Source organism: Vibrio tubiashii ATCC 19109 (genome assembly GCF_000772105.1).
In the GTDB taxonomy this organism is placed as follows: domain Bacteria; phylum Pseudomonadota; class Gammaproteobacteria; order Enterobacterales; family Vibrionaceae; genus Vibrio; species Vibrio tubiashii.
Genome location: NZ_CP009354.1, coordinates 32,135 through 53,916 on the forward strand (window position 1 = coordinate 32,135; position 21,782 = coordinate 53,916).

The 21,782-nt window shown below is 47.4% G+C and carries 18 protein-coding genes, 4 tRNA genes and 3 rRNA genes; 16 read left to right on the forward strand and 9 right to left on the reverse strand.

Features of this window, described 5'->3' with window-relative positions:
* Positions 1-3 precede the first annotated feature (3 nt).
* Complete coding sequence (gene trhA, locus IX91_RS00145) at positions 4-657, forward strand: PAQR family membrane homeostasis protein TrhA (RefSeq protein ID WP_004743624.1); 654 nt, start codon at positions 4-6, stop codon at positions 655-657.
* Here the strand turns inward: trhA and IX91_RS00150 are convergent.
* The 5 genes from IX91_RS00150 to def all read right to left on the reverse strand — a co-directional run bounded on the left by IX91_RS00150 (position 654) and on the right by def (position 6,392).
* Positions 654-2,099, reverse strand: coding sequence for a TrkH family potassium uptake protein (locus IX91_RS00150; RefSeq protein WP_004743625.1), 1,446 nt, complete (start codon positions 2,097-2,099; stop codon positions 654-656). The two genes, trhA and IX91_RS00150, sit on opposite strands and share 4 nt — an antisense overlap.
* Positions 2,100-2,108: 9 nt before the next feature.
* Positions 2,109-3,485, reverse strand: a complete 1,377-nt coding sequence (gene trkA / locus IX91_RS00155; protein ID WP_004743626.1) for a Trk system potassium transporter TrkA — start codon at positions 3,483-3,485, stop codon at positions 2,109-2,111.
* 57 nt (positions 3,486-3,542) lie between these two features.
* Positions 3,543-4,823, reverse strand: coding sequence for a 16S rRNA (cytosine(967)-C(5))-methyltransferase RsmB (rsmB, locus tag IX91_RS00160; protein WP_004743627.1), 1,281 nt, complete (start codon positions 4,821-4,823; stop codon positions 3,543-3,545).
* A 72-nt stretch (positions 4,824-4,895) separates the two neighbouring features.
* Positions 4,896-5,843 carry a methionyl-tRNA formyltransferase gene (gene fmt / locus IX91_RS00165; RefSeq protein WP_004743628.1) on the reverse strand — a complete coding sequence of 316 codons (948 nt, stop codon included), beginning with the start codon at positions 5,841-5,843 and terminating at the stop codon, positions 4,896-4,898.
* A gap of 27 nt (positions 5,844-5,870) precedes the next feature.
* On the reverse strand, positions 5,871-6,392 hold the full coding sequence (gene def / locus IX91_RS00170; RefSeq protein WP_004743629.1) for a peptide deformylase: 522 nt from the start codon (positions 6,390-6,392) through the stop codon (positions 5,871-5,873).
* Positions 6,393-6,568: 176 nt separating this feature from the next.
* Between def and IX91_RS00175 the strand changes: the two genes are divergently transcribed.
* From IX91_RS00175 to IX91_RS00190, 4 genes are read left to right on the forward strand one after another with little or no spacing between them, the layout of a single operon-like run.
* Positions 6,569-7,594 carry a LysM peptidoglycan-binding domain-containing protein gene (locus IX91_RS00175; RefSeq protein WP_004743630.1) on the forward strand — a complete coding sequence of 342 codons (1,026 nt, stop codon included), beginning with the start codon at positions 6,569-6,571 and terminating at the stop codon, positions 7,592-7,594.
* A gap of 3 nt (positions 7,595-7,597) precedes the next feature.
* Positions 7,598-8,716 carry a DNA-processing protein DprA gene (dprA, locus tag IX91_RS00180; RefSeq protein WP_004743631.1) on the forward strand — a complete coding sequence of 373 codons (1,119 nt, stop codon included), beginning with the start codon at positions 7,598-7,600 and terminating at the stop codon, positions 8,714-8,716.
* A gap of 2 nt (positions 8,717-8,718) precedes the next feature.
* Complete coding sequence (locus tag IX91_RS00185; RefSeq protein ID WP_038197518.1) at positions 8,719-9,198, forward strand: DUF494 family protein; 480 nt, start codon at positions 8,719-8,721, stop codon at positions 9,196-9,198.
* A gap of 15 nt (positions 9,199-9,213) precedes the next feature.
* On the forward strand, positions 9,214-9,798 hold the full coding sequence (locus IX91_RS00190) for a DNA topoisomerase family protein (RefSeq protein ID WP_004743633.1): 585 nt from the start codon (positions 9,214-9,216) through the stop codon (positions 9,796-9,798).
* Positions 9,799-9,845: 47 nt separating this feature from the next.
* Here IX91_RS00190 and IX91_RS00195 read toward each other — a convergent pair whose 3' ends face one another.
* Entirely contained in the window at positions 9,846-10,979 is a 1,134-nt protein-coding gene (locus IX91_RS00195) for a 5-(carboxyamino)imidazole ribonucleotide synthase (protein WP_004743634.1), read from the reverse strand.
* Between the two features lie 3 nt (positions 10,980-10,982).
* Positions 10,983-11,468 carry a 5-(carboxyamino)imidazole ribonucleotide mutase gene (purE, locus tag IX91_RS00200; protein WP_004743635.1) on the reverse strand — a complete coding sequence of 162 codons (486 nt, stop codon included), beginning with the start codon at positions 11,466-11,468 and terminating at the stop codon, positions 10,983-10,985.
* Between the two features lie 194 nt (positions 11,469-11,662).
* Between purE and IX91_RS00205 the strand changes: the two genes are divergently transcribed.
* The 4 genes from IX91_RS00205 to IX91_RS00220 all read left to right on the forward strand — a co-directional run bounded on the left by IX91_RS00205 (position 11,663) and on the right by IX91_RS00220 (position 14,334).
* A complete protein-coding gene (locus IX91_RS00205) occupies positions 11,663-12,220 on the forward strand; it encodes an L-threonylcarbamoyladenylate synthase (RefSeq protein ID WP_004743636.1) in 558 nt (185 codons plus the stop codon).
* Between the two features lie 21 nt (positions 12,221-12,241).
* Positions 12,242-13,159 carry an oxygen-dependent coproporphyrinogen oxidase gene (hemF, locus tag IX91_RS00210; RefSeq protein WP_004743638.1) on the forward strand — a complete coding sequence of 306 codons (918 nt, stop codon included), beginning with the start codon at positions 12,242-12,244 and terminating at the stop codon, positions 13,157-13,159.
* Between the two features lie 75 nt (positions 13,160-13,234).
* Positions 13,235-14,068, forward strand: a complete 834-nt coding sequence (gene aroE / locus IX91_RS00215; protein ID WP_004743639.1) for a shikimate dehydrogenase — start codon at positions 13,235-13,237, stop codon at positions 14,066-14,068.
* Positions 14,068-14,334, forward strand: a complete 267-nt coding sequence (locus IX91_RS00220; RefSeq protein ID WP_004743640.1) for a DUF1488 family protein — start codon at positions 14,068-14,070, stop codon at positions 14,332-14,334. The genes aroE and IX91_RS00220 overlap by 1 nt, the downstream gene beginning before the upstream one ends.
* Here IX91_RS00220 and IX91_RS00225 read toward each other — a convergent pair.
* Positions 14,327-14,875 (reverse strand): gamma carbonic anhydrase family protein, encoded by a 549-nt coding sequence (locus IX91_RS00225; protein ID WP_004743643.1) that lies wholly within the window; start codon positions 14,873-14,875, stop codon positions 14,327-14,329. The genes IX91_RS00220 and IX91_RS00225 overlap by 8 nt on opposite strands.
* 500 nt (positions 14,876-15,375) lie before the next feature.
* Here IX91_RS00225 and IX91_RS00230 point away from each other — a divergent pair.
* The 7 genes from IX91_RS00230 to IX91_RS00260 all read left to right on the forward strand — a co-directional run bounded on the left by IX91_RS00230 (position 15,376) and on the right by IX91_RS00260 (position 20,904).
* A 16S ribosomal RNA gene (locus IX91_RS00230) occupies positions 15,376-16,928 on the forward strand.
* An 88-nt stretch (positions 16,929-17,016) separates the two neighbouring features.
* Positions 17,017-17,092 (forward strand) — tRNA-Glu (locus tag IX91_RS00235).
* 2 nt (positions 17,093-17,094) lie between these two features.
* Positions 17,095-17,170, forward strand: a tRNA-Lys gene (locus tag IX91_RS00240).
* A gap of 30 nt (positions 17,171-17,200) precedes the next feature.
* Positions 17,201-17,276: transfer RNA gene (locus tag IX91_RS00245), tRNA-Val, on the forward strand.
* A 352-nt stretch (positions 17,277-17,628) separates the two neighbouring features.
* A 23S ribosomal RNA gene (locus IX91_RS00250) occupies positions 17,629-20,518 on the forward strand.
* A 90-nt stretch (positions 20,519-20,608) separates the two neighbouring features.
* Positions 20,609-20,724, forward strand: a 5S ribosomal RNA gene (rrf, locus tag IX91_RS00255).
* Together the 16S, 23S and 5S rRNA genes with 4 tRNA genes alongside form the textbook arrangement of a ribosomal RNA operon.
* 89 nt (positions 20,725-20,813) lie before the next feature.
* Positions 20,814-20,904: transfer RNA gene (locus tag IX91_RS00260), tRNA-Ser, on the forward strand.
* 59 nt (positions 20,905-20,963) lie between these two features.
* Here IX91_RS00260 and IX91_RS00265 read toward each other — a convergent pair.
* Positions 20,964-21,665 carry a substrate-binding periplasmic protein gene (locus tag IX91_RS00265; RefSeq protein ID WP_004749006.1) on the reverse strand — a complete coding sequence of 234 codons (702 nt, stop codon included), beginning with the start codon at positions 21,663-21,665 and terminating at the stop codon, positions 20,964-20,966.
* Positions 21,666-21,782 lie beyond the last annotated feature (117 nt).

The window sequence follows — 21,782 nt, forward strand, 5'->3', positions numbered from 1 at the left end:
CGCATGTCTGCTAATCCTCCCACTGAATACAGCACGAAAGAAGAGTTTGCTAATACGCTGACCCATGCTCTAGGTATGGTGCTCAGTATTGTCGGCTTGGTTTTACTCTTGCTCAAATCGACCGAAAACAATGCGGATACGCTAACAATCACCAGTATGAGTATCTATGGCAGCAGCATGATAGTGTTGTTTCTTGCCTCTACGCTCTACCATGCGATTCCTTATAAGCGAGCCAAACGAGCATTAAAAACCTTTGACCACTGTGCTATCTACTTATTGATCGCGGGTAGCTACACGCCTTTTCTACTAGTGAGCCTGCGTACACCGCTAGCGATTGGGCTAATGGTAGTGATCTGGAGCATTGCTCTGTTCGGCATCATTATGAAGCTCGCCTTTGTCTACCGTTTTAAGAAGCTTTCTTTAGTGACTTATCTGACCATGGGTTGGTTATCGCTGATTGTGATTTACCAATTGGCGATGAACTTATCGGTTGGTGGGTTAACTCTGCTTGCCGCAGGGGGAGTGATTTACTCACTGGGAGTGATCTTCTACGTCGCAAAACGCATCCCTTACAATCATGCTATTTGGCACGGATTTGTTCTAGCAGGATGCGCTTGCCATTTCTTCGCTATTTATCTCTACGTTGATCCCGTTTAACGTCGCCAGAAGGCTGGGAAAAACAGGACAAGCAAGGTCAAAATTTCCAGCCTTCCCATCAACATCCCTAGGCTTAGTAGCCATTTAGCGGCGTCTGGCAGTGGAGCAAAGTTACCAGTTGGACCGATGACTGACCCCATACCCGGTCCAACATTGGCAACCGCAGTAATAGAACCAGAGATACTGGTGATAGGGTCGAGCCCCATAGCACTGAGGCCACCAGCAATCGCAATGATGGTGATAAAAAACGTCAAACCAAAGGCGACAACCGAACGGACGATATCGTCGTTTACAGGGCGTTGATTGTAACGCTGAACAAATACCCCTGAAGGATGGATAAGTTTCATCATCTGCTTGTTAAGCAATGTCAGGGCAATCTGAAAACGGAAGATTTTAATCCCGCCCGCAGTTGAACCTGAACAGGCTCCTGCCATCATCAGGAATGCAAACAAGGTGGTAGGAAGTGCGCCCCAGGCGGTGAAATCTTCCAAGCCAAAGCCTGTCGTGGTAACCACTGAGACAATGTTGAACATGGATACCCGAAGCGCATCTAAAACGGCATAACCATCTCTGATCACTAACCAAGCCGCGATGATTAAGCTGCTAACCAAGAACAAGTAGCTAAATCCGCGCACTTGTGCATCTTTGACTAATTCATTGAGACGGCGTTTTTTAATTGCTGCAACAAACAGTAAGAACGGCAAGCCACCCAAAAACATAAATAGTGTCGCTACCCAATGCGCACCATTAGAGAAATGGTTCATCGAGCCATCTGATGTGGAATAGCCACCGGTGGATAAGGTGGTAAAGGCGTGGTTGATCGCTTCAAACAGATTCATGCCCGTTAGAAGGTAGCCAACTATGCATAAACCCGTCAGTGATAGGTAAACTGCGACAATGTTCTTTGCCACTGTTTTGGCTCTCGGGCTGCTTTTATCTGACCAGTCGGAGGATTCGGTGTGGAAGAGTTTCATACCACCGACGTTAAGCATAGGTAGTACCGCAACCGCCATCACGATAAAGCCAATCCCACCTAACCATTGCAGTATCGAGCGCCACAATAAAATGCTCGGTGCCATGTTATCTAGGCCACTGAGTACGGTGGAACCTGTGGTTGTGATGCCCGACATGGTCTCAAAGTAAGCATCGGTAAAGCTGATGTGATTGATAAACACGAAAGGTAGCGCTGCGAACGCACTGGCGATGGTCCACACCAAACTGGTGATAAGGAACATATCGCGCACACTGAGTTTAAATTGTTTGGTGCGACCAATCGTCAAACAGGCAAAAGCGGCAGTATGAGTAATGATAACAGCTTGGCCAAACTCTAAAAATCCAGACGTACCAGTGATGAAGGCGACCAATGTTGGCACGTACATGAACAGGGCTAGCTTAGATAACACTAGCCCGATAACAAACAGTACAGGACGGAAATTGACCATAACCCTTGCCTAAAGGAAGAACGGACTCGGTTGGAATAGGGCTTCTACGTCAGGGACGTATTTCTTGTCGACCAAGAACATCACCACATGATCATCTTGTTCGATAACGGTACGGTCGTGGGCAATCAACACTTCCTCGCCACGGACAATCGCACCAATGGTGGTACCTGGTGGTAGTTTGATATCACCAATCGCGCGACCAACAACTTTCGATGTGGTTTCATCACCGTGTGCAATGGCTTCGATTGCTTCTGCAGCCCCTCGGCGCAGTGAAGATACGTTAACAATATCGGCACGACGAACGTGGGTCAGTAATGCAGAAATCGTCGCTTGTTGTGGCGAAATCGCGACATCGATAGCGCCACCCTGTACAAGGTCGACATAAGCCCCGCGCTGAATCAGTACCATCACTTTTTTGGCTCCCATGCGTTTCGCAAGCATGGCAGACATAATGTTGGTTTCATCTTCGTTGGTGAGAGCAATAAACACATCGACCTGATCGATATTCTCTTCCGCAAGGAGTTCCTGATCTGCCGCATCACCACAGAAAACGATGGTATTCTCTAGCTCTTCTGACAGCTTTTCCGCGCGTTGGTAGCTATGTTCAATCAGCTTAACGCTGTAGAGCTGTTCTAAGCGGCGAGCAAGGCTAGCACCGATGTTACCACCACCAACTATCATAATACGGCGGTAAGGCTTCTCAAGACGTTGTAGCTCACTCATTACCGAGCGGATGTGATTACTAGCCGCGACGAAGAAGACTTCATCGTCAGCTTCAATGATGGTGGTGCCCTGTGGTCGAATTGGTCGGCCTTGGCGGAAAATCGCCGCAACACGCGTGTCGATATGTGGCATGTGCTCACGTAGCGCAGACAGTGCATTACCAACCAGTGGTCCACCATAGTAGGCTTTTACGGCAACCAAGCTCACTTTCTGCTCAGCAAAACTCACAACTTGCAGTGCCCCTGGGTATTGAATCAAACGTTCAATGTAGCTAGTGACTAGCTCTTCTGGTGCAATCAAGTGATCGACGGGTACAGCGCCCGACTGGAACAAAGCTTCCTTCTCAGATAGGTACTGCGGAGAGCGAATTCGCGCAATTCGGTTAGGAGTGTTAAACAGTGTAAAAGCCACCTGACAGGCAGCCATATTGGTTTCATCCATATTGGTTACAGCAACCAACATGTCAGCATCTTGAGCACCGGCTTCACGCAACACGTCTGGGTGGCTAGCATAACCATTCACGACACGTAGGTCGTACTTATCTTGCAGTTCGCGCAGACGATCTGAGTTGCGGTCTACAATGGTGATGTCGTTGTTCTCGCCAACTAGGTTTTCCGCCAGTGTGCCGCCAACCTGACCTGCACCAAGGATGATGATTTTCATACACTAATCTCGTTTAACTACTGAAAAGGCGGCGACTATTGTCACCGCCTAACTGTATTACGCGTTTTTGATTAACACTGCGTAGTAGAAGCCGTCCATATCCTCTTCGCCAGGTAAGATTTGGCGTCCTGGATTGTTGATATCAGAACCCACTAAGGTTGCGTTATCAGTGCGCTCAAGGAAAGCTTTTACTTGTAGTACGTTTTCTTTTGGAGTAATTGAACAAGTGGCGTAAACCATAGTACCGCCCACCTTCAATTGGCTCCACATTGCATCCATAATTTCACTTTGTAGCTCAGCTAAGGCGTCAATGTCGTTTGCTCGACGTAACCACTTAATATCTGGGTGACGACGAATAACGCCCGTTGCTGAACAAGGTGCATCAAGTAGAATGCGGTCAAATTTTTCGCCTGTCCACCATTCTTGAGGGTAGCGAGCGTCACCACAAATCACATCGGCACGCAGTTGAAGACGTTCTAGGTTGTCATAGACGCGATCAAGACGTTTAGCGTCACAATCAATTGCAACCACTTCGGTATCTTCCGTATGCTCAAGAATATGCGCGGTTTTACCACCTGGCGCTGCACAACAATCAAGAATCAACTCACCATTTTGTGGTTGCAGATAGTTTACTGACAACTGAGCCGCAGCGTCTTGTACCGATACCCAACCACGATCGAAACCTGGAAGAAGCGTCACGTCACAAGGCGAGGCCAATTTTATGGCATCAGCAGCTTCTGGGTGAATGCTGCATTCAATGTTTTCATCTTTCAGCAGTTCTAGATATTCATCACGAGTATGGTGCTGACGATTTACACGCAGCCACATGGGCGCCTTGCTATTGTTCGCTTCGACTAATTGCTCCCATTGCTCTGGGTAGCTATCGCGTAGCATGTTAAGCAGCCAGTTTGGGTGGCCATATTTGCCAGCGTTGTGGCTAACAGCTTTTTCATCTAGCTCTTCTTGTTCACGAAGGTAGCTGCGCAGTACAGCATTGATCAGGCCGCGTAGGCTTGGGCCTTTCAACGTCTTAGTTCCTTCAACCGTTTCTGCGACGGCAGCATGTGCTGGAATACGCATGAAACTCAGTTGGTAAATTCCGACCAAAATAAGATGGTGGAAAACACGCTTTTTCCCTTTGAGTGGATTTTCCATTAGCTCGTTAGCAATAGATTCCAAACGTGGCAAGTAACGTAGCGCGCCATAACAGATCTCTTGCAACAGTGCATGGTCTCTTGGTCTGATGGTCTTTTGCGCCGCAGGTAATGCGTGTGAAAGAGATTGGCCTTTGTCGACCACTTGGAATAGGACGTTGGCTGCAGCAGCGCGAACATTCATGATGAATACCTTAAATTAAGGGAGGGTGTCTCCACCCTCAAAATGTACGTTTCCCGATAAGGGAGAATATGTTTAAACCAGCTGAGTGCCGACTTCAAACCAGCTTGCACGAGAGTTCAAGATATCTTGAACAGACATCGCTTTCTTACCTGGAACTTGTAGTTGTTCTAAAACCAGTACGCCATTACCAGTAGCAATGTAGATACCGCTTTTATCTGCTTGCAAGATAGTGCCAGCAGGTTGAGTTGTTGACTGCTCATCGACCCGGCTTTGCCATACTTTGATGCTGTTCTCAGCAGCGATAAAGTGGCTCATTGGCCAAGGGTTGAAAGCACGAACGCAGCGCTCGATATGTGCAGCTTCGTCATTCCAGTCAATGCGGGCTTCTTCTTTGCTCAGTTTCTTAGCGTAGTTTGCCAGTGCATCGTCTTGCTTCTCTGGTACTGCGTTACCTAGCGCAATATCTGCTAAACATTCAACTAATGCTTGTGGGCCAAGTTCTGCCAGCTTTTCGTACATAGAAGTACTGGTATCACTAGCTTCAATAGGTAAAGTCGCTACTTTGAGCATATCACCGGTATCTAAACCGATATCCATTTGCATAATGGTCACGCCTGTTTCCGCATCTCCCGCCCAAATAGAGCGTTGGATCGGCGCAGCACCACGCCATCGTGGCAGGATTGAACCGTGAACGTTAATGCAGCCTAGCTTTGGCGTATCAAGTACCGCTTGCGGAAGTAGCATGCCGTAAGCTACCACCACCATGATGTCTGCGTTTAAATCTGCCAGCTCTTGTTTTGCTTCATCAGACTTAAAGTTTTCTGGCTGATAAACGGGAATATTATGCTCTAGTGCTAATTGCTTAACAGGTGGCGCTGCCAGTTTCTTACCACGACCTGCAGGACGGTCAGGGTTAGTGTATACAGCAATGACATCGTGCTCCGAAGACAACAACGCCGCCAAGTGACGGGCGGCGAAATCCGGAGTACCAGCAAAAACAATTTTCAAAGGTTTGCTCAAGGTACCTTCCTTCTATTTAATTAGCGATTAGGCTTTGCTTGCATTCTTCTCGTTGAAGCGCTTGATCTTAGCTAGCTTGTCTTGAATACGCTTGCGCTTTAAAGGCGAAAGGTAGTCAACAAACAGTTTGCCTTCTAAGTGGTCAAGTTCATGCTGAACACAAATAGCTAATAGATCATCAGCTTCAAATGTGTACTCTTCACCATCACGGTTAAGTGCTTTCACCGTCACTTCCGCTGCGCGTGGCACCAATGCACGTGCGCCAGGGACAGACAGACAGCCCTCTTCGATACCATCTTCGCCGCGTTTTTCTAAGATTTCTGGATTGATCAGAACCATAGGCTCATCACGTGTTTCAGAAATATCGATAACAACGATACGTTGGTGGAAATCAACCTGGGTTGCTGCCAGACCAATACCTTCTTCGTCGTACATGGTTTCAATCATGTCATCAACGAACTTTTGAATCTCAGGTGTCACTTCTTCTACCGGCTTAGCTACGGTGCGAAGACGATCATCTGGGAATGTTAATACTTGTAATACAGACATATACACTCGAAATGTTGAACTGTGCCGAATCAGGATAAACCTCGTTGGCTCAATTCTAGACATTTTATACCCCAAATGACAGCATCAATGCGCTTTTTGAGCCGCTTCTCTTTGTTGTTAACACTCAGTTTAACAGGGAATGCCATAAGGATAGGTCGCTGATAGGGAGTCGAAACATGTTACGCATTTGGCGAGGTCTGTTTGTTGTCGTGTTGGTGACGATCGTTAATGGGGTCAGTGCTCAAGAAGGGGCTCTATCGATTAACAAACAAGCACCGAAGACTTATACCGTAGTCAAAGGTGATACCTTGTGGGATATTTCAGCACTGTATCTCGAAAGCCCGTGGCAGTGGCCGCGCTTATGGCAATTGAATTCGAGCATAGTAAACCCGCATCTGATCTTTCCCGGAGATAAACTGACTCTTGTGTGGCGAGAAGGGCAACCAAAACTGATTCTAAAACCTGTGGTCAGTTTGACGCCCGCTATTCACCAACGAGCAAAACAACCCATCCCTGTCATCAAAACACAGCATATCCTGCCTTTCATTGAACACGATCTGTTGTTGGAGGGGGAAGCAAGCCATGAAATGAGTCGAGTGATTGGTAATAGCGTCGGGAGTCAGTTGATGGATTCACAAAACGTCATCTATATTTCGGCTCATCAAATCGCTCAAGAGTGGGGAGTTTATCGTTTAATGGATGAGTTTAAACGGGCAGATAAAAGCGCCAAAGTGATAAGAAAAATAGCTCATGGCCAACTTGTTGCCAGTGATGAGCACTACTCCTCGCTGCGTTTGACCAAGCAAAGCCATGAAGTAGTGGTGGGCGATATCGCTATGCCAATATTACAACCTTCAAACTCAACCACTTCGCTAAGCTTAACCCCTGTCTCTGGGCAAATTGATAAGGTTGAGATTCTCGGAGCGGTAGAAGGCACTCATTATGTGGGCAAAGACCAAGCGGTGGTGGTTAATCGTGGTGAGTTAGATGGTGTTAAACAAGGCAGTGTGTTTGAGCTGTTTAACTCGGGCGCCGGTGACTTTACTCATAGTACAAACAACTCATCAATCCTTTTACCTGATAGGCGTATTGGCTACTTGATGGTTGTCCGTCCTTATCAGCATTTTAGTATCGCGATCATTACTGACAGTTCAGAAGCAGTCAGTATCGAGACCAAGGTTCACTCCCCAAGGAGTCGGTAGTTTGTGACCAATGAAGAGCTCGCGGCATGGCTGTCGCTTAACTTTACCCCTAGAGTCGGTCCGAAAACCTTTTCTCGTCTTCTCGCAATGGACTCACCATTAAACATTGTTCAATCTGAACTTCCTGCTCTTTTAGCCCTTGGATTAAGCGCACAACAGGCTAACTATCTAAAAAACCGAGCGGCGAAAGAGGTTGCGCAGTGCTTTGAGTGGCAACAACAATCTGCTCAACACAATATCATTACTAAGCAAGAGAGCAGTTACCCGGCATTACTTGAACAGGCGGTAGGCTCTCCTCCGGTTTTATTCGTTCAAGGAGAGGTGAACGGCTTGTCTGAACCTCAAATTGCGATGGTCGGTAGTCGCAATGCCAGTCCTGAAGGGCTCAATACCGCGCGGAGCTTTGCTCGTGCTTTGGTTGAACAAGGTCTGACGGTTACAAGTGGTTTGGCCCTAGGTGTGGATGGCTACGCCCATGATGGGGCGCTGCAAGGAGGAGGACGTACACTCGCGGTTCTCGGTAGCGGTCTAGAAACTATTTACCCAGCTAGACATCGTGAACTTGCTAGGAGAATCCTTGATAGTGGAGGGGCGCTTGTTTCGGAGTTTCATCCCAAAGCGAAGCCTAAAGCCGATCATTTTCCGCGCCGCAATCGAATTATTAGTGGCCTATCTGTTGGAGTGCTGGTGGTTGAAGCCGCAGAGAAAAGTGGCTCCTTGATTACGGCGCGCTATGCCATAGAGCAAGGGCGTGACGTGTTTGCTATTCCGGGTTCTATCCACGATTCAAATGCACGCGGTTGTAACCTGTTGATTAAGCAAGGTGCGTGTTTGGTGATGAGAGTTCAGGACATAGTTGATGAAATAGAGACGCTTTTACGCTGGTCTAATTCCAGTAAGCCACCGATTCAAAATGAACTTTTCGAGGAAATAGATAGTAAAGAAGAATTGCCATTTCCTCTGCTGTTAGCTAACGTAGGAAGTAAGGCTATACCAGTTGATATTCTTGCAAACAGGACCAATATACCTGTGCAGGACGTCATGATGCAGCTCTTGGAGCTTGAGCTTTCAGGGCATGTTGTTGCAGTTTCCGGTGGCTATATTCGAAAGGGGAGGGGCTAGCTATGATGATGGATATCTTAATGTATCTATTCGAAACCTACATCCATAGCGATGCAGAGTTACAAGTCAATCAAGATGAGCTAGAAGAAGAACTTCTTCGCGCAGGTTTTCATCAAAAAGACATTTACAAAGCCCTTGTCTGGCTAGAAGAGCTAGCAGCACTGCAGCAAAGTGAAACCCACTCTGCGATCTCGGTGTGCAGCACTTCGAACTCGACTCGTATCTATACAACTAAAGAGTGTGAGCGCTTAAGTCTAGAGTGCCGCGGCTTTTTGACCTTCTTAGAGCAAGTTAACGTCCTCACGACTGAAACTCGTGAGATGGTTATTGACCGCATTATGGGCCTAGAGACGGACGAGTTTGAGCTTGATGATCTGAAATGGATTGTGCTTATGGTGCTATTTAATGTACCAGGCAATGAGAATGCATACACACTTATGGAAGAGCTGCTGTATACCAAAGAACAAGGTATCCTTCACTAACCTTTCTGAGTTGATATGAGCAATAAAATTGATCATCAGCTGTTTTCAGCCCATGAACATGCGCTAGAGCACCAAGCTTGCCCTAAATGCCAAAGTGAACAGCGCGAAGGTGAACTTCACCTTCGCCACGGTAAGCATGGTCCTTTCTTAGGTTGCGATCAGTACCCTGTGTGCGACTACATTAAACCTTTGCATCAGAACGATGGTCACATCGTTAAAGAGCTCGGTGTTGCTTGCCCTGAATGCGGCAATGAGCTTGTTCTCCGTCAGGGGCGCTATGGGATGTTTATTGGCTGTAGTCATTACCCGCAGTGCAACCACATCGAGTCTTTAGATCAACCTAAGCAAGAACAGCAGCAGCCGGAACACCATACATGTCCAGAGTGCAATAAAGGCCAGTTAGTGGAGCGTAAAACTCGCTTTGGTAAGGTTTTCTATGCCTGTGACAACTATCCGAAATGCAAGTTTGCTGTCAATCAGCCGCCGATTTCAGGTCAGTGTGAGAAATGTGGTTTTCCACTGTTAGTTGAGAAGAAGCTCGCCAGTGGAGTCAAAAGGCAGTGTGCCGACCGGAAGTGTCACCACACACAATCTGAATAATAAAAAAACGGCGCATCAAGCGCCGTTTTTGCTATCTATAAACTGAGTTATTGGGCGAAGTTTGCTGAAAACTCATGAACAGCAGGAAATGCTTGTTCATCCAACAGATCGGCAAGTGCACACAGTTTACGCTGCAGTTCACCGCTGTAATCACCACACACGTTAATGTGACCCATCTTGCGGCCTGTACGTTTCTCTTTGCCATACCAATGAACGTGCACCCCATCCATCGCGAGTAATTCGCTTGGTAAGGTATCTTCACCCAAGATATTGATCATTGAAGTTTCACGAATCAGTTTAGTGCTGCCTAGTGGTAAGTCGCATACTGCTCTTAAGTGATTTTCAAACTGACAAGTTTCTGCGCCTTGTTGAGTCCAGTGTCCAGAGTTATGCACCCGTGGGGCAATCTCATTGACCAGCAAGGTGCCGTCGACATCGAAAAACTCAAGGGCTAATACACCAACGTAATTGAGCTTATTGGCGACAGCAGTAAACATCTGTTTTGCTTGTTGTTGCAGTTCAGTATCTGCGATGGCAGTAGACAGCGTCAGCACGCCGTTAGTGTGAACATTCTCAGCCAATGGATAAACAGCAACGCTACAGTCTTTGCCACGTGCACCTACTAGGGAAACTTCACGATTAAATGGCACGAACTCTTCAGCTACGATCGCTTGAGTTTCAGATGCAGCGATGCACTCGGCCATTTCTGTCCAAATGGTCTCGATTTGAGCTGGATCTTTTAAACGCCACTGACCTTTTCCATCGTATCCGCCAAGCGCACTTTTTAGCACCATAGGGATGCCAACGTGTGCAATAGCTTGGTCAAAGTCTTCACGTGTATTGATGACAAAGTACTTCGCATTGCGTACATCTGCGTCATCAAGCAACTGCTTCTCGATACGGCGATCGCCGCCTGCTTTTATCGCTTCAGTCGAAGGTAAGAACTTTCCACTTTGCTCGCAGATTGCCAGAATGTCGTGAGGGATATGTTCAAACTCAGCGGTGATAACATCAGCTTGAGCGATGGCGTTTTCAAGTCCGTGACCAATTACAGTCTGCGTGAGTGGATGAACGACATTTTTACTGCCTACGTCATACGCTGAGATATCAATATTAAGCGGCGCGCCAGCCAGTGACATCATGCGAGCTAATTGACCAGCACCTAGCACTAAAACATGCATGACTTAGTCCTCTGCAGGATTTGGGTTCGCTAAAACCGTTTCTGTCTGTTCAGCGCGGAAAGCTTCAACTTTCGCCATTACAGCTTCATCATGTGTACCAAGAATTTGCGCAGCGAGAATACCTGCATTTGCCGCACCCGCTTCGCCGATAGCAAGAGTACCAACAGCAATACCTTTTGGCATTTGCACGATGGAGTATAGAGAGTCTAGACCACTAAGTGCACGGGACTGAACTGGAACACCTAGGACTGGCAGTGAAGTGAAGGCTGCCGCCATGCCTGGTAAGTGCGCCGCACCGCCAGCGCCAGCGATGATTACTTTTAAACCACGCTCTTTAGCGCTGGTCGCATAGTCTGCAAGAAGTTGAGGGGTACGGTGCGCAGAAACCACTTTAGTTTCGTACTCAACCCCGAATCTATCGAGCATTTCTGCTGCTAGTTTCATGGTTGGCCAATCTGATTTAGAACCCATGATGATACCGACTTTCATCTCAAACTCCTTCAAAGCTGCATAGAATTGGTGAGCAAACATTTTGAGCGCATTATACGGAGATTTCACACTTAAGCAAACGTTTGCGTCGGGGTGGAATACTTAGCTTGGGAATTTATTAATAAATAGCTTTAGTCTCGGATTGAGATTGTTTGTAAACTTAGGCCAATAGAGAATAACCAAGGTGTGATTAAGTGGAAAACTTTAATCAAGCACTGAATGCTTTGATGGATGGTGAAGTGATCGCTTATCCAACCGAAGGAGTCTTTGGTGTGGGTTGCGATCCCGATAATAGTGAAGCGGTGCGCAAGTTATTGGATCTTAAGCAACGTCCTGCCGACAAAGGGCTCATTCTTATTGCAGCGAGTTACCAGCAGCTAATTCCGTATATTGATGAATCTCAGTTGACTCAAGAGCAGCTAATCAGGGTCAAGCAGAGTTGGCCAGGGCCGATCACTTGGATAATGCCATCGAGTGAGCGTGTATCTCGTTGGGTATCCGGCCAGCATCAATCGATTGCCGTGCGAGTGACGGATCATCCTTTGGTACAAAAGATGTGTAATGCATTCGGAAAGCCGTTAACCTCTACCAGCGCAAACTTGTCCGGTCAGCCACCATGCATGACAAGTGAAGAAGTTTATATGCAGTTTGGTTATGACCAGATTGCGGTACTCGAAGGCCAAACGGGTGGTAGAGAAAAGCCCAGCGAAATTCGAGATGCTAAATCACTACAAGTATTAAGACAGGGATAACCCTGCAGTAAAGGAAGTTGTATGTCAGCCATAGATAAACAAACGGTAAAGCAATTTTTAATGGATCTTCAGGATTCGATTTGTCAGCAGCTCGAAGAGGTGGATGGACAAGCGGTATTTGTTGAAGATGCATGGCATCGCGAGCCTGGAGAAAAGCTAGGTGGCGGTGGTCGTACCCGAGTAATGAAAGATGGTGCTGTTTTTGAGCAAGGTGGGGTTAACTTTTCACATGTGCAAGGTAAAGAAATGCCAGCTTCCGCCACGGCGCATCGCCCTGAATTAGCTGGGCGTCGCTTCGAGGCAATGGGCGTCTCTTTAGTTATGCATCCAAATAACCCTTATGTGCCTACTTCACATGCCAATGTTCGTTTCTTTATTGCGGAAAAAGAGGGTGAGGAGCCGATTTGGTGGTTTGGAGGCGGTTTTGATTTAACACCTTTCTACCCATTTGAAGAAGATGCGCAGTATTGGCACAACACGGCTAAAGAAGTGTGTGCACCATTTGGCGAAGGCGTTTACTCAGAACACAAAGCTTGGTGCGACAAATACTTCTACTTACCTCACCGAGATGAAACTCGTGGTGTTGGTGGCTTATTCTTTGATGATCTCAACCATTGGCAGTTTGATAAGTGTTTTGACTATATTAAGGCGGTCGGTGAGGGTTATTGCCAAGCTTACCTGCCGATTGTTGAACGTCGTAAAGAGACTGAATACGGTGAGCGTGAACGCCAGTTCCAACTGTATCGTCGTGGGCGCTATGTAGAGTTTAACTTAGTCTTTGACCGTGGCACATTGTTTGGCTTACAAAGCGGCGGCCGCACTGAGTCTATTCTTATGTCTATGCCGCCACTAGCGCGCTGGGAATACGCTTACCAAGTGGAGCCAAACTCTCCAGAGGCTGAGCTGTATGATCATTACCTTAAACCGAGAGAGTGGTAATACTTTCCTCCTTATATAGATAGTGATAGGGTCAATGTTCCGCATTGGCCCTTTTTGTTTCTGATAGGTAAGGATATGACTCAGCAAATAGACAACTACGTTGTTTTTGGTAACCCAATCGCCCAAAGTAAATCACCATTTATTCATACGCTATTTGCTCGTCAAACTAATCAGTCTTTGACCTATACCACTCAGAGCCCGGCAACCGATGCTTTTGCCCAAGCAGCCAGTGAGTTTTTTGCTGAGGGTGGCAAAGGGTGCAATGTTACTGTGCCATTTAAAGAGGACGCGTTCCGCTTTGCGAATCGTGTCACCGAGCGCGCGCAGTTAGCAGGTGCAGTTAATACGCTAAAAAAACTTGATGATGGTGAGATTCTAGGCGACAACACTGATGGCGAAGGGCTTGTCCAAGACTTGTTGCAATATCAGGTTATGCTAAAAGGGGCTCGTATTCTGCTGATTGGGGCTGGTGGTGCCGCGCGTGGCGTCATTAAGCCACTATTAGATCAGCAGCCCGCTGAAATTGTGGTCACCAATCGCACCTATGCTAAAGCGCAGCAGTTAGCAGAAATGTTTCAGCCTTATGGCAAAATTTCTGCCCAACCAATGGAGGCTGTGTCTGAGAGCTTTGATTTGATCATTAACTCAACATCGTCGAGCTTAAGTGGTGAGCTACCCGCTATCTCTTACGCTATTTTTTCACCTCAAAGCACTGTCTACGACATGATGTATGGTGCAGGGAAAACGACCTTTAATCAGTGGGCAACAGATAATGGCGTAATCAAGGTATATGATGGTCTAGGCATGCTGGTAGGGCAGGCAGCGGAAAGCTTTATGTTGTGGCGTGGACTAAGGCCTGGTACAAAGCAGATTTTGCGTGAACTGAGAAAAAACCTAGAGGGCATGTAATGAACCAATCTATTCTTTTTCCTGATATCCAATCATGGGATGAAGATAAGCAAGCTGTGTTGTTTTCTGCGCAGCAAGCTGGGGCGCTGATTCAGTGCTTAGTCAGTAAAACGGAACTAGAGAAGTTGTCAGGTCAAACGGTTGAGAATGAGCAGCAAGCTCTCGAAGTATTTTCTCAATACCGTTTTGACCTTGAAGAGCTTGCTGAAGAGTTAATAGAAGACGAAGAATTTAATTCACAAGGTTGGATAGAAGTCGTTAGTTAATCTCTTTAACCTCGTGAAGGTAGTCTTCTTTATTCTGCACATAGTTATCTGCCGACTTTTGTAAGAATGCGCGTTCCTTTTCATTGAGTGGACGCGCTTGCTTAATTGGGCTACCTACGTACAAAAAGCCGCTTTCCAGAATTTTACCTGGGGGAACTAAACTCCCGGCACCTATCATTACCTCTTCTTCTATTACCACACCATCTAAGACAATCGCCCCCATTCCAACTAGCACTCGATCTTTGATCGTGCAGCCGTGTAGCATCACTTTGTGACCAATAGTGACATCATTACCAATGAGCAGAGGGTAGCCGTCAGGGTTTTCTTTATTCTTGTGGGTGACATGCAACACACTGCCATCTTGGATATTGGTGCGATTGCCGATATGAATATGGTTTACATCACCTCGCGCTGCAACGAGCGGCCAGACACTGGAGTCATCTCCAATACGAATATCGCCAACTAATACTGAGCTGCTATCTATGTAGACTCTTTCACCTAATTGCGGAGTAATACCTTTGTAACTGCGTAGAGAACTCATTTTTTCTCCTTATATAGAGGGAATCTTGCCATGGTAGGGGTAGAAAAGTGGCAAAAACAGGTCGTTTTGAATAGAAAATACTCAAACAATAAAAAAATCAAAAAAAACTGAAAAAAGGGCTTGCCAATGTGATGGCGATCTCTATAATGCCCCCTCGCTGACACGGGAACGCTTCGAAAGAAACGAGAGCCCAGTTAGCAAGGTCAATTAGCCAAGCGGAAACGCTTGAAAAAAGTTTGAAAAAAGTGGTTGACACTAAACTTTATCTCGCTAAAATGACCGCCTCTTCCGAAGTGATGTGAGTCACAAAGAAGAAAGCTCTTTAACAATATAAACCTATCAATCTGTGTGGGCACTCGTTGATGATAATCCAATTAGAAACTTCGGTTTCAAATTAGGTTTCAATGATACGAAGTGACCATTGAATCTTCGGATTCAGCACAGTCAATTCAAACATTACTTATGTAATGTTCAGTATTCATTGAGCCGAACAAAATCTTAAATTGAAGAGTTTGATCATGGCTCAGATTGAACGCTGGCGGCAGGCCTAACACATGCAAGTCGAGCGGAAACGAGTTAACTGAACCTTCGGGGAACGTTAACGGCGTCGAGCGGCGGACGGGTGAGTAATGCCTGGGAAATTGCCCTGATGTGGGGGATAACCATTGGAAACGATGGCTAATACCGCATAATAGCTTCGGCTCAAAGAGGGGGACCTTCGGGCCTCTCGCGTCAGGATATGCCCAGGTGGGATTAGCTAGTTGGTGAGGTAAGGGCTCACCAAGGCGACGATCCCTAGCTGGTCTGAGAGGATGATCAGCCACACTGGAACTGAGACACGGTCCAGACTCCTACGGGAGGCAGCAGTGGGGAATATTGCACAATGGGCGCAAGCCTGATGCAGCCATGCCGCGTGTATGAAGAAGGCCTTCGGGTTGTAAAGTACTTTCAGCAGTGAGGAAGGTGGTAGTGTTAATAGCACTATCATTTGACGTTAGCTGCAGAAGAAGCACCGGCTAACTCCGTGCCAGCAGCCGCGGTAATACGGAGGGTGCGAGCGTTAATCGGAATTACTGGGCGTAAAGCGCATGCAGGTGGTTTGTTAAGTCAGATGTGAAAGCCCGGGGCTCAACCTCGGAATTGCATTTGAAACTGGCAGGCTAGAGTACTGTAGAGGGGGGTAGAATTTCAGGTGTAGCGGTGAAATGCGTAGAGATCTGAAGGAATACCGGTGGCGAAGGCGGCCCCCTGGACAGATACTGACACTCAGATGCGAAAGCGTGGGGAGCAAACAGGATTAGATACCCTGGTAGTCCACGCCGTAAACGATGTCTACTTGGAGGTTGTGGCCTTGAGCCGTGGCTTTCGGAGCTAACGCGTTAAGTAGACCGCCTGGGGAGTACGGTCGCAAGATTAAAACTCAAATGAATTGACGGGGGCCCGCACAAGCGGTGGAGCATGTGGTTTAATTCGATGCAACGCGAAGAACCTTACCTACTCTTGACATCCAGAGAACTTTCCAGAGATGGATTGGTGCCTTCGGGAACTCTGAGACAGGTGCTGCATGGCTGTCGTCAGCTCGTGTTGTGAAATGTTGGGTTAAGTCCCGCAACGAGCGCAACCCTTATCCTTGTTTGCCAGCGAGTAATGTCGGGAACTCCAGGGAGACTGCCGGTGATAAACCGGAGGAAGGTGGGGACGACGTCAAGTCATCATGGCCCTTACGAGTAGGGCTACACACGTGCTACAATGGCGCATACAGAGGGCGGCCAACTTGCGAAAGTGAGCGAATCCCAAAAAGTGCGTCGTAGTCCGGATCGGAGTCTGCAACTCGACTCCGTGAAGTCGGAATCGCTAGTAATCGTGGATCAGAATGCCACGGTGAATACGTTCCCGGGCCTTGTACACACCGCCCGTCACACCATGGGAGTGGGCTGCAAAAGAAGTGGGTAGTTTAACCTTCGGGGGGACGCTCACCACTTTGTGGTTCATGACTGGGGTGAAGTCGTAACAAGGTAGCCCTAGGGGAACCTGGGGCTGGATCACCTCCTTATACGATGATTATTGCGATGAGTGTTCACACAGATTGATGGTTTATGTAGTTTAAGAGATAGAACATCCCCCAAGATGTTCAACTTAGTGTCCCGTTCGTCTAGAGGCCTAGGACACCGCCCTTTCACGGCGGTAACAGGGGTTCGACTCCCCTACGGGATACCATTGGGTCGTTAGCTCAGTTGGTAGAGCAGTTGACTTTTAATCAATTGGTCGCAGGTTCGAATCCTGCACGACCCACCATTCTTCTCCACGAAGAATTAAAACTTATGTGGGCGATTAGCTCAGTTGGGAGAGCACCTGCCTTACAAGCAGGGGGTCACTGGTTCGAGCCCGGTATCGCCCACCATTCTCTAAGTATTTTTGGATTAGGATTTCCAAACCACTTCAGTAAATAGTATGTGGTTGGAATTTTCGACGCCGAAAGTCTTTAGAAAATGTACTTCCTTGTGAAGAAACATGCTCTTTAACAATTTGGAAAGCTGACGAATAACAACAATCCCCATCTCTTCGAGATGCGTTGTTATTCAATTAAAAGTTCTCAAATCCTAAAACTATGTTTTAGGTACCAACACACATTCAAGTGTTCTTGGAAACATCCTTGCGATGTTTAATATTTGAGTCCGGCAAAATCGTGTCTGCACATGTATAAAAATGCAGACAACTTTGGTTGTTTAAACAGAGACCCTTTGGGGTTGTATGGTTAAGTGACTAAGCGTACACGGTGGATGCCTTGGCAGTCAGAGGCGATGAAAGACGTAGTAACTTGCGATAAGCCCAGATTAGGTAGTAACAACCATTTGAGTCTGGGATTTCTGAATGGGGAAACCCAACTGCATAAGCAGTTACTGTTAACTGAATACATAGGTTAACAGGGCGAACCGGGGGAACTGAAACATCTAAGTACCCCGAGGAAAAGAAATCAACCGAGATTCCGAAAGTAGCGGCGAGCGAAATTGGACTAGCCCTTAAGCTTTTAATGAGACAGGTGAATGAGCTGGAAAGCTCAGCGATACAGGGTGATAGCCCCGTAACCGACATCTCATCATCAGTGAAATCGAGTAGGGCGGGACACGTGATATCCTGTCTGAATATGGGGGGACCATCCTCCAAGGCTAAATACTACTGACTGACCGATAGTGAACCAGTACCGTGAGGGAAAGGCGAAAAGAACCCCTGTGAGGGGAGTGAAATAGAACCTGAAACCGTGTACGTACAAGCAGTAGGAGCACCCTCGTGGTGTGACTGCGTACCTTTTGTATAATGGGTCAGCGACTTATATTCAGTAGCAAGGTTAACCATCTAGGGGAGCCGTAGAGAAATCGAGTCTTAACTGGGCGTCGAGTTGCTGGATATAGACCCGAAACCAGGTGATCTAGCCATGGGCAGGTTGAAGGTTGAGTAACATCAACTGGAGGACCGAACCGACTAATGTTGAAAAATTAGCGGATGACTTGTGGCTAGGGGTGAAAGGCCAATCAAACCTGGAGATAGCTGGTTCTCCCCGAAATCTATTTAGGTAGAGCCTCGGACGAATACTACTGGGGGTAGAGCACTGTTAAGGCTAGGGGGTCATCCCGACTTACCAACCCTTTGCAAACTCCGAATACCAGTAAGTACTATCCGGGAGACACACGGCGGGTGCTAACGTCCGTCGTGGAGAGGGAAACAACCCAGACCGCCAGCTAAGGTCCCAAATTATAGCTAAGTGGGAAACGATGTGGGAAGGCTTAGACAGCTAGGATGTTGGCTTAGAAGCAGCCATCATTTAAAGAAAGCGTAATAGCTCACTAGTCGAGTCGGCCTGCGCGGAAGATGTAACGGGGCTAAGCTATAAACCGAAGCTGCGGCAATGCGATTTATCGTATTGGGTAGGGGAGCGTTCTGTAAGCCGTTGAAGGTGGATTGTAAAGTCTGCTGGAGGTATCAGAAGTGCGAATGCTGACATGAGTAACGATAAAGGGGGTGAAAAACCTCCTCGCCGGAAGACCAAGGGTTCCTGTCCAACGTTAATCGGGGCAGGGTAAGTCGACCCCTAAGGCGAGGCCGAAAGGCGTAGTCGATGGGAAACGGGTTAATATTCCCGTACTTCTTACAATTGCGATGGGGGGACGGAGAAGGCTAGGTGGGCCTGGCGACGGTTGTCCAGGTTCAAGTGCGTAGGCTTGAGAGTTAGGTAAATCCGGCTCTCTTTAAGGCTGAGACACGATGTCGAGCTACTACGGTAGTGAAGTCATTGATGCCATGCTTCCAGGAAAAGCCTCTAAGCTTCAGATTGTAAGGAATCGTACCCCAAACCGACACAGGTGGTCGGGTAGAGAATACCAAGGCGCTTGAGAGAACTCGGGTGAAGGAACTAGGCAAAATGGTACCGTAACTTCGGGAGAAGGTACGCTCTTGACGGTGAAGTCCCTTGCGGATGGAGCTATTGAGAGTCGCAGATACCAGGTGGCTGCAACTGTTTATTAAAAACACAGCACTGTGCAAAATCGTAAGATGACGTATACGGTGTGACGCCTGCCCGGTGCCGGAAGGTTAATTGATGGGGTTAGACGTAAGTCGAAGCTCTTGATCGAAGCCCCGGTAAACGGCGGCCGTAACTATAACGGTCCTAAGGTAGCGAAATTCCTTGTCGGGTAAGTTCCGACCTGCACGAATGGCGTAATGATGGCCACGCTGTCTCCACCCGAGACTCAGTGAAATTGAAATCGCTGTGAAGATGCAGTGTACCCGCGGCTAGACGGAAAGACCCCGTGAACCTTTACTACAGCTTGGCACTGAACATTGACCCTACATGTGTAGGATAGGTGGGAGGCTTTGAAACCGGTACGCCAGTATCGGTGGAGCCGTCCTTGAAATACCACCCTTGTAGTGTTGATGTTCTAACTTAGACCCGTTATCCGGGTTGAGGACAGTGCCTGGTGGGTAGTTTGACTGGGGCGGTCTCCTCCCAAAGAGTAACGGAGGAGCACGAAGGTGGGCTAATCACGGTTGGACATCGTGAGGTTAGTGCAATGGCATAAGCCCGCTTGACTGCGAGAATGACAATTCGAGCAGGTGCGAAAGCAGGTCATAGTGATCCGGTGGTTCTGTATGGAAGGGCCATCGCTCAACGGATAAAAGGTACTCCGGGGATAACAGGCTGATACCGCCCAAGAGTTCATATCGACGGCGGTGTTTGGCACCTCGATGTCGGCTCATCACATCCTGGGGCTGAAGTCGGTCCCAAGGGTATGGCTGTTCGCCATTTAAAGTGGTACGCGAGCTGGGTTTAGAACGTCGTGAGACAGTTCGGTCCCTATCTGCCGTGGGCGTTGGAAGATTGAAGGGGGCTGCTCCTAGTACGAGAGGACCGGAGTGGACGAACCTCTGGTGTTCGGGTTGTGTCGCCAGACGCATTGCCCGGTAGCTAAGTTCGGAATCGATAACCGCTGAAAGCATCTAAGCGGGAAGCGAGCCCTGAGATGAGTCTTCCCTGACCCCTTGAGGGTCCTAAAGGGTTGTTCGAGACTAGAACGTTGATAGGCAGGGTGTGTAAGCGTTGTGAGGCGTTGAGCTAACCTGTACTAATTGCCCGTGAGGCTTAACCATACAACACCCAAAGGGTTTTGATGGACTCAAAGCAAGAACTTTGAATGTGTAATTACAGAACTTAAAACAGCTTTCCGAATTAAGAATTTGCTTGGCGACCATAGCGATTTGGACCCACCTGATTCCATGCCGAACTCAGAAGTGAAACGAATTAGCGCCGATGGTAGTGTGGGGCTTCCCCATGTGAGAGTAGGACATCGCCAGGCTTACTTTATGTTTTCAGATTTTGAAAAATCTGAAGGCAAAACTAAAACATAGCATTGTTAAGTAAGACTAAGTTTTAGGAACAATTTGTGGAGAGATGGCTGAGTGGTTGAAAGCACCGGTCTTGAAAACCGGCATACGTTAATAGCGTATCTAGGGTTCAAATCCCTATCTCTCCGCCACTATTTAAACCCCAGCAGAAATGCTGGGGTTTTTTCGTTCTTGTCTTATAAGTCTGATACTACTGAATTTCGCATACAGAACTGTTTCTTATAGCGGAATTGAAGTGAGAAATAATAGCTTCTGCTAATGGGTGCTCACGACTTACAGCGATGTGTAGAGGAACTCTCTTTACTGCTAGATCTGATACGTAAAAGTCTTTTAGCTTGAGCCCCATCGTTTTTAAGTTCCAAGAGAAGACAGCCTCATCCATCAAGATGGCGTCCGCTCTTTGTTTAGTTAAATACAGAATGTTCTCTTTGACATCTTTCGCTGCAAGAATATTAAGCCCTGTCTTAGACTTTAATGCCTCCCCATAAGCGTACCCAGAGACTAAACCTAGCCTGATCTCGCTAAGGCTCTGAGCGTCTTGGTACTTAATAGGTGCCGACTTCGGGCTTATTAATTTAATTTGATTGATGTAATAGGGATGGCTAAATAGAAAGTCTTGCTCTCTTTCCGGTGTTTTCCACACTCCAAGTAAGACGTCTGATTTTGCTTCTAACGTTGACTTATAAGCTCTCTTCCAGGGTAGAAAATGCGTTTCTAGTGCATATCCCGCAAGGCATAGCGTGTCTTTGACTATCTGATGAGCATAGCCAAGAGGTTGAGACGGAGCATTAAAATACGGCGGCCACTCGTCTTGAACACCAGTTAGAGGTTTCAATGCATAGCTGTGACCCGAAAAGATGAAACACAGTACTATGAAGGCATACTTTGCCACTTCAAGCTTCCTTGCTTACCATAAGTTGTTCTTTTTATCTTAGGAGGAAGGTAATCAGGAAACCGTGACTCGGTCAAAAGATATGATTATCAATACAACTTGGAGCGTTGCTTATTA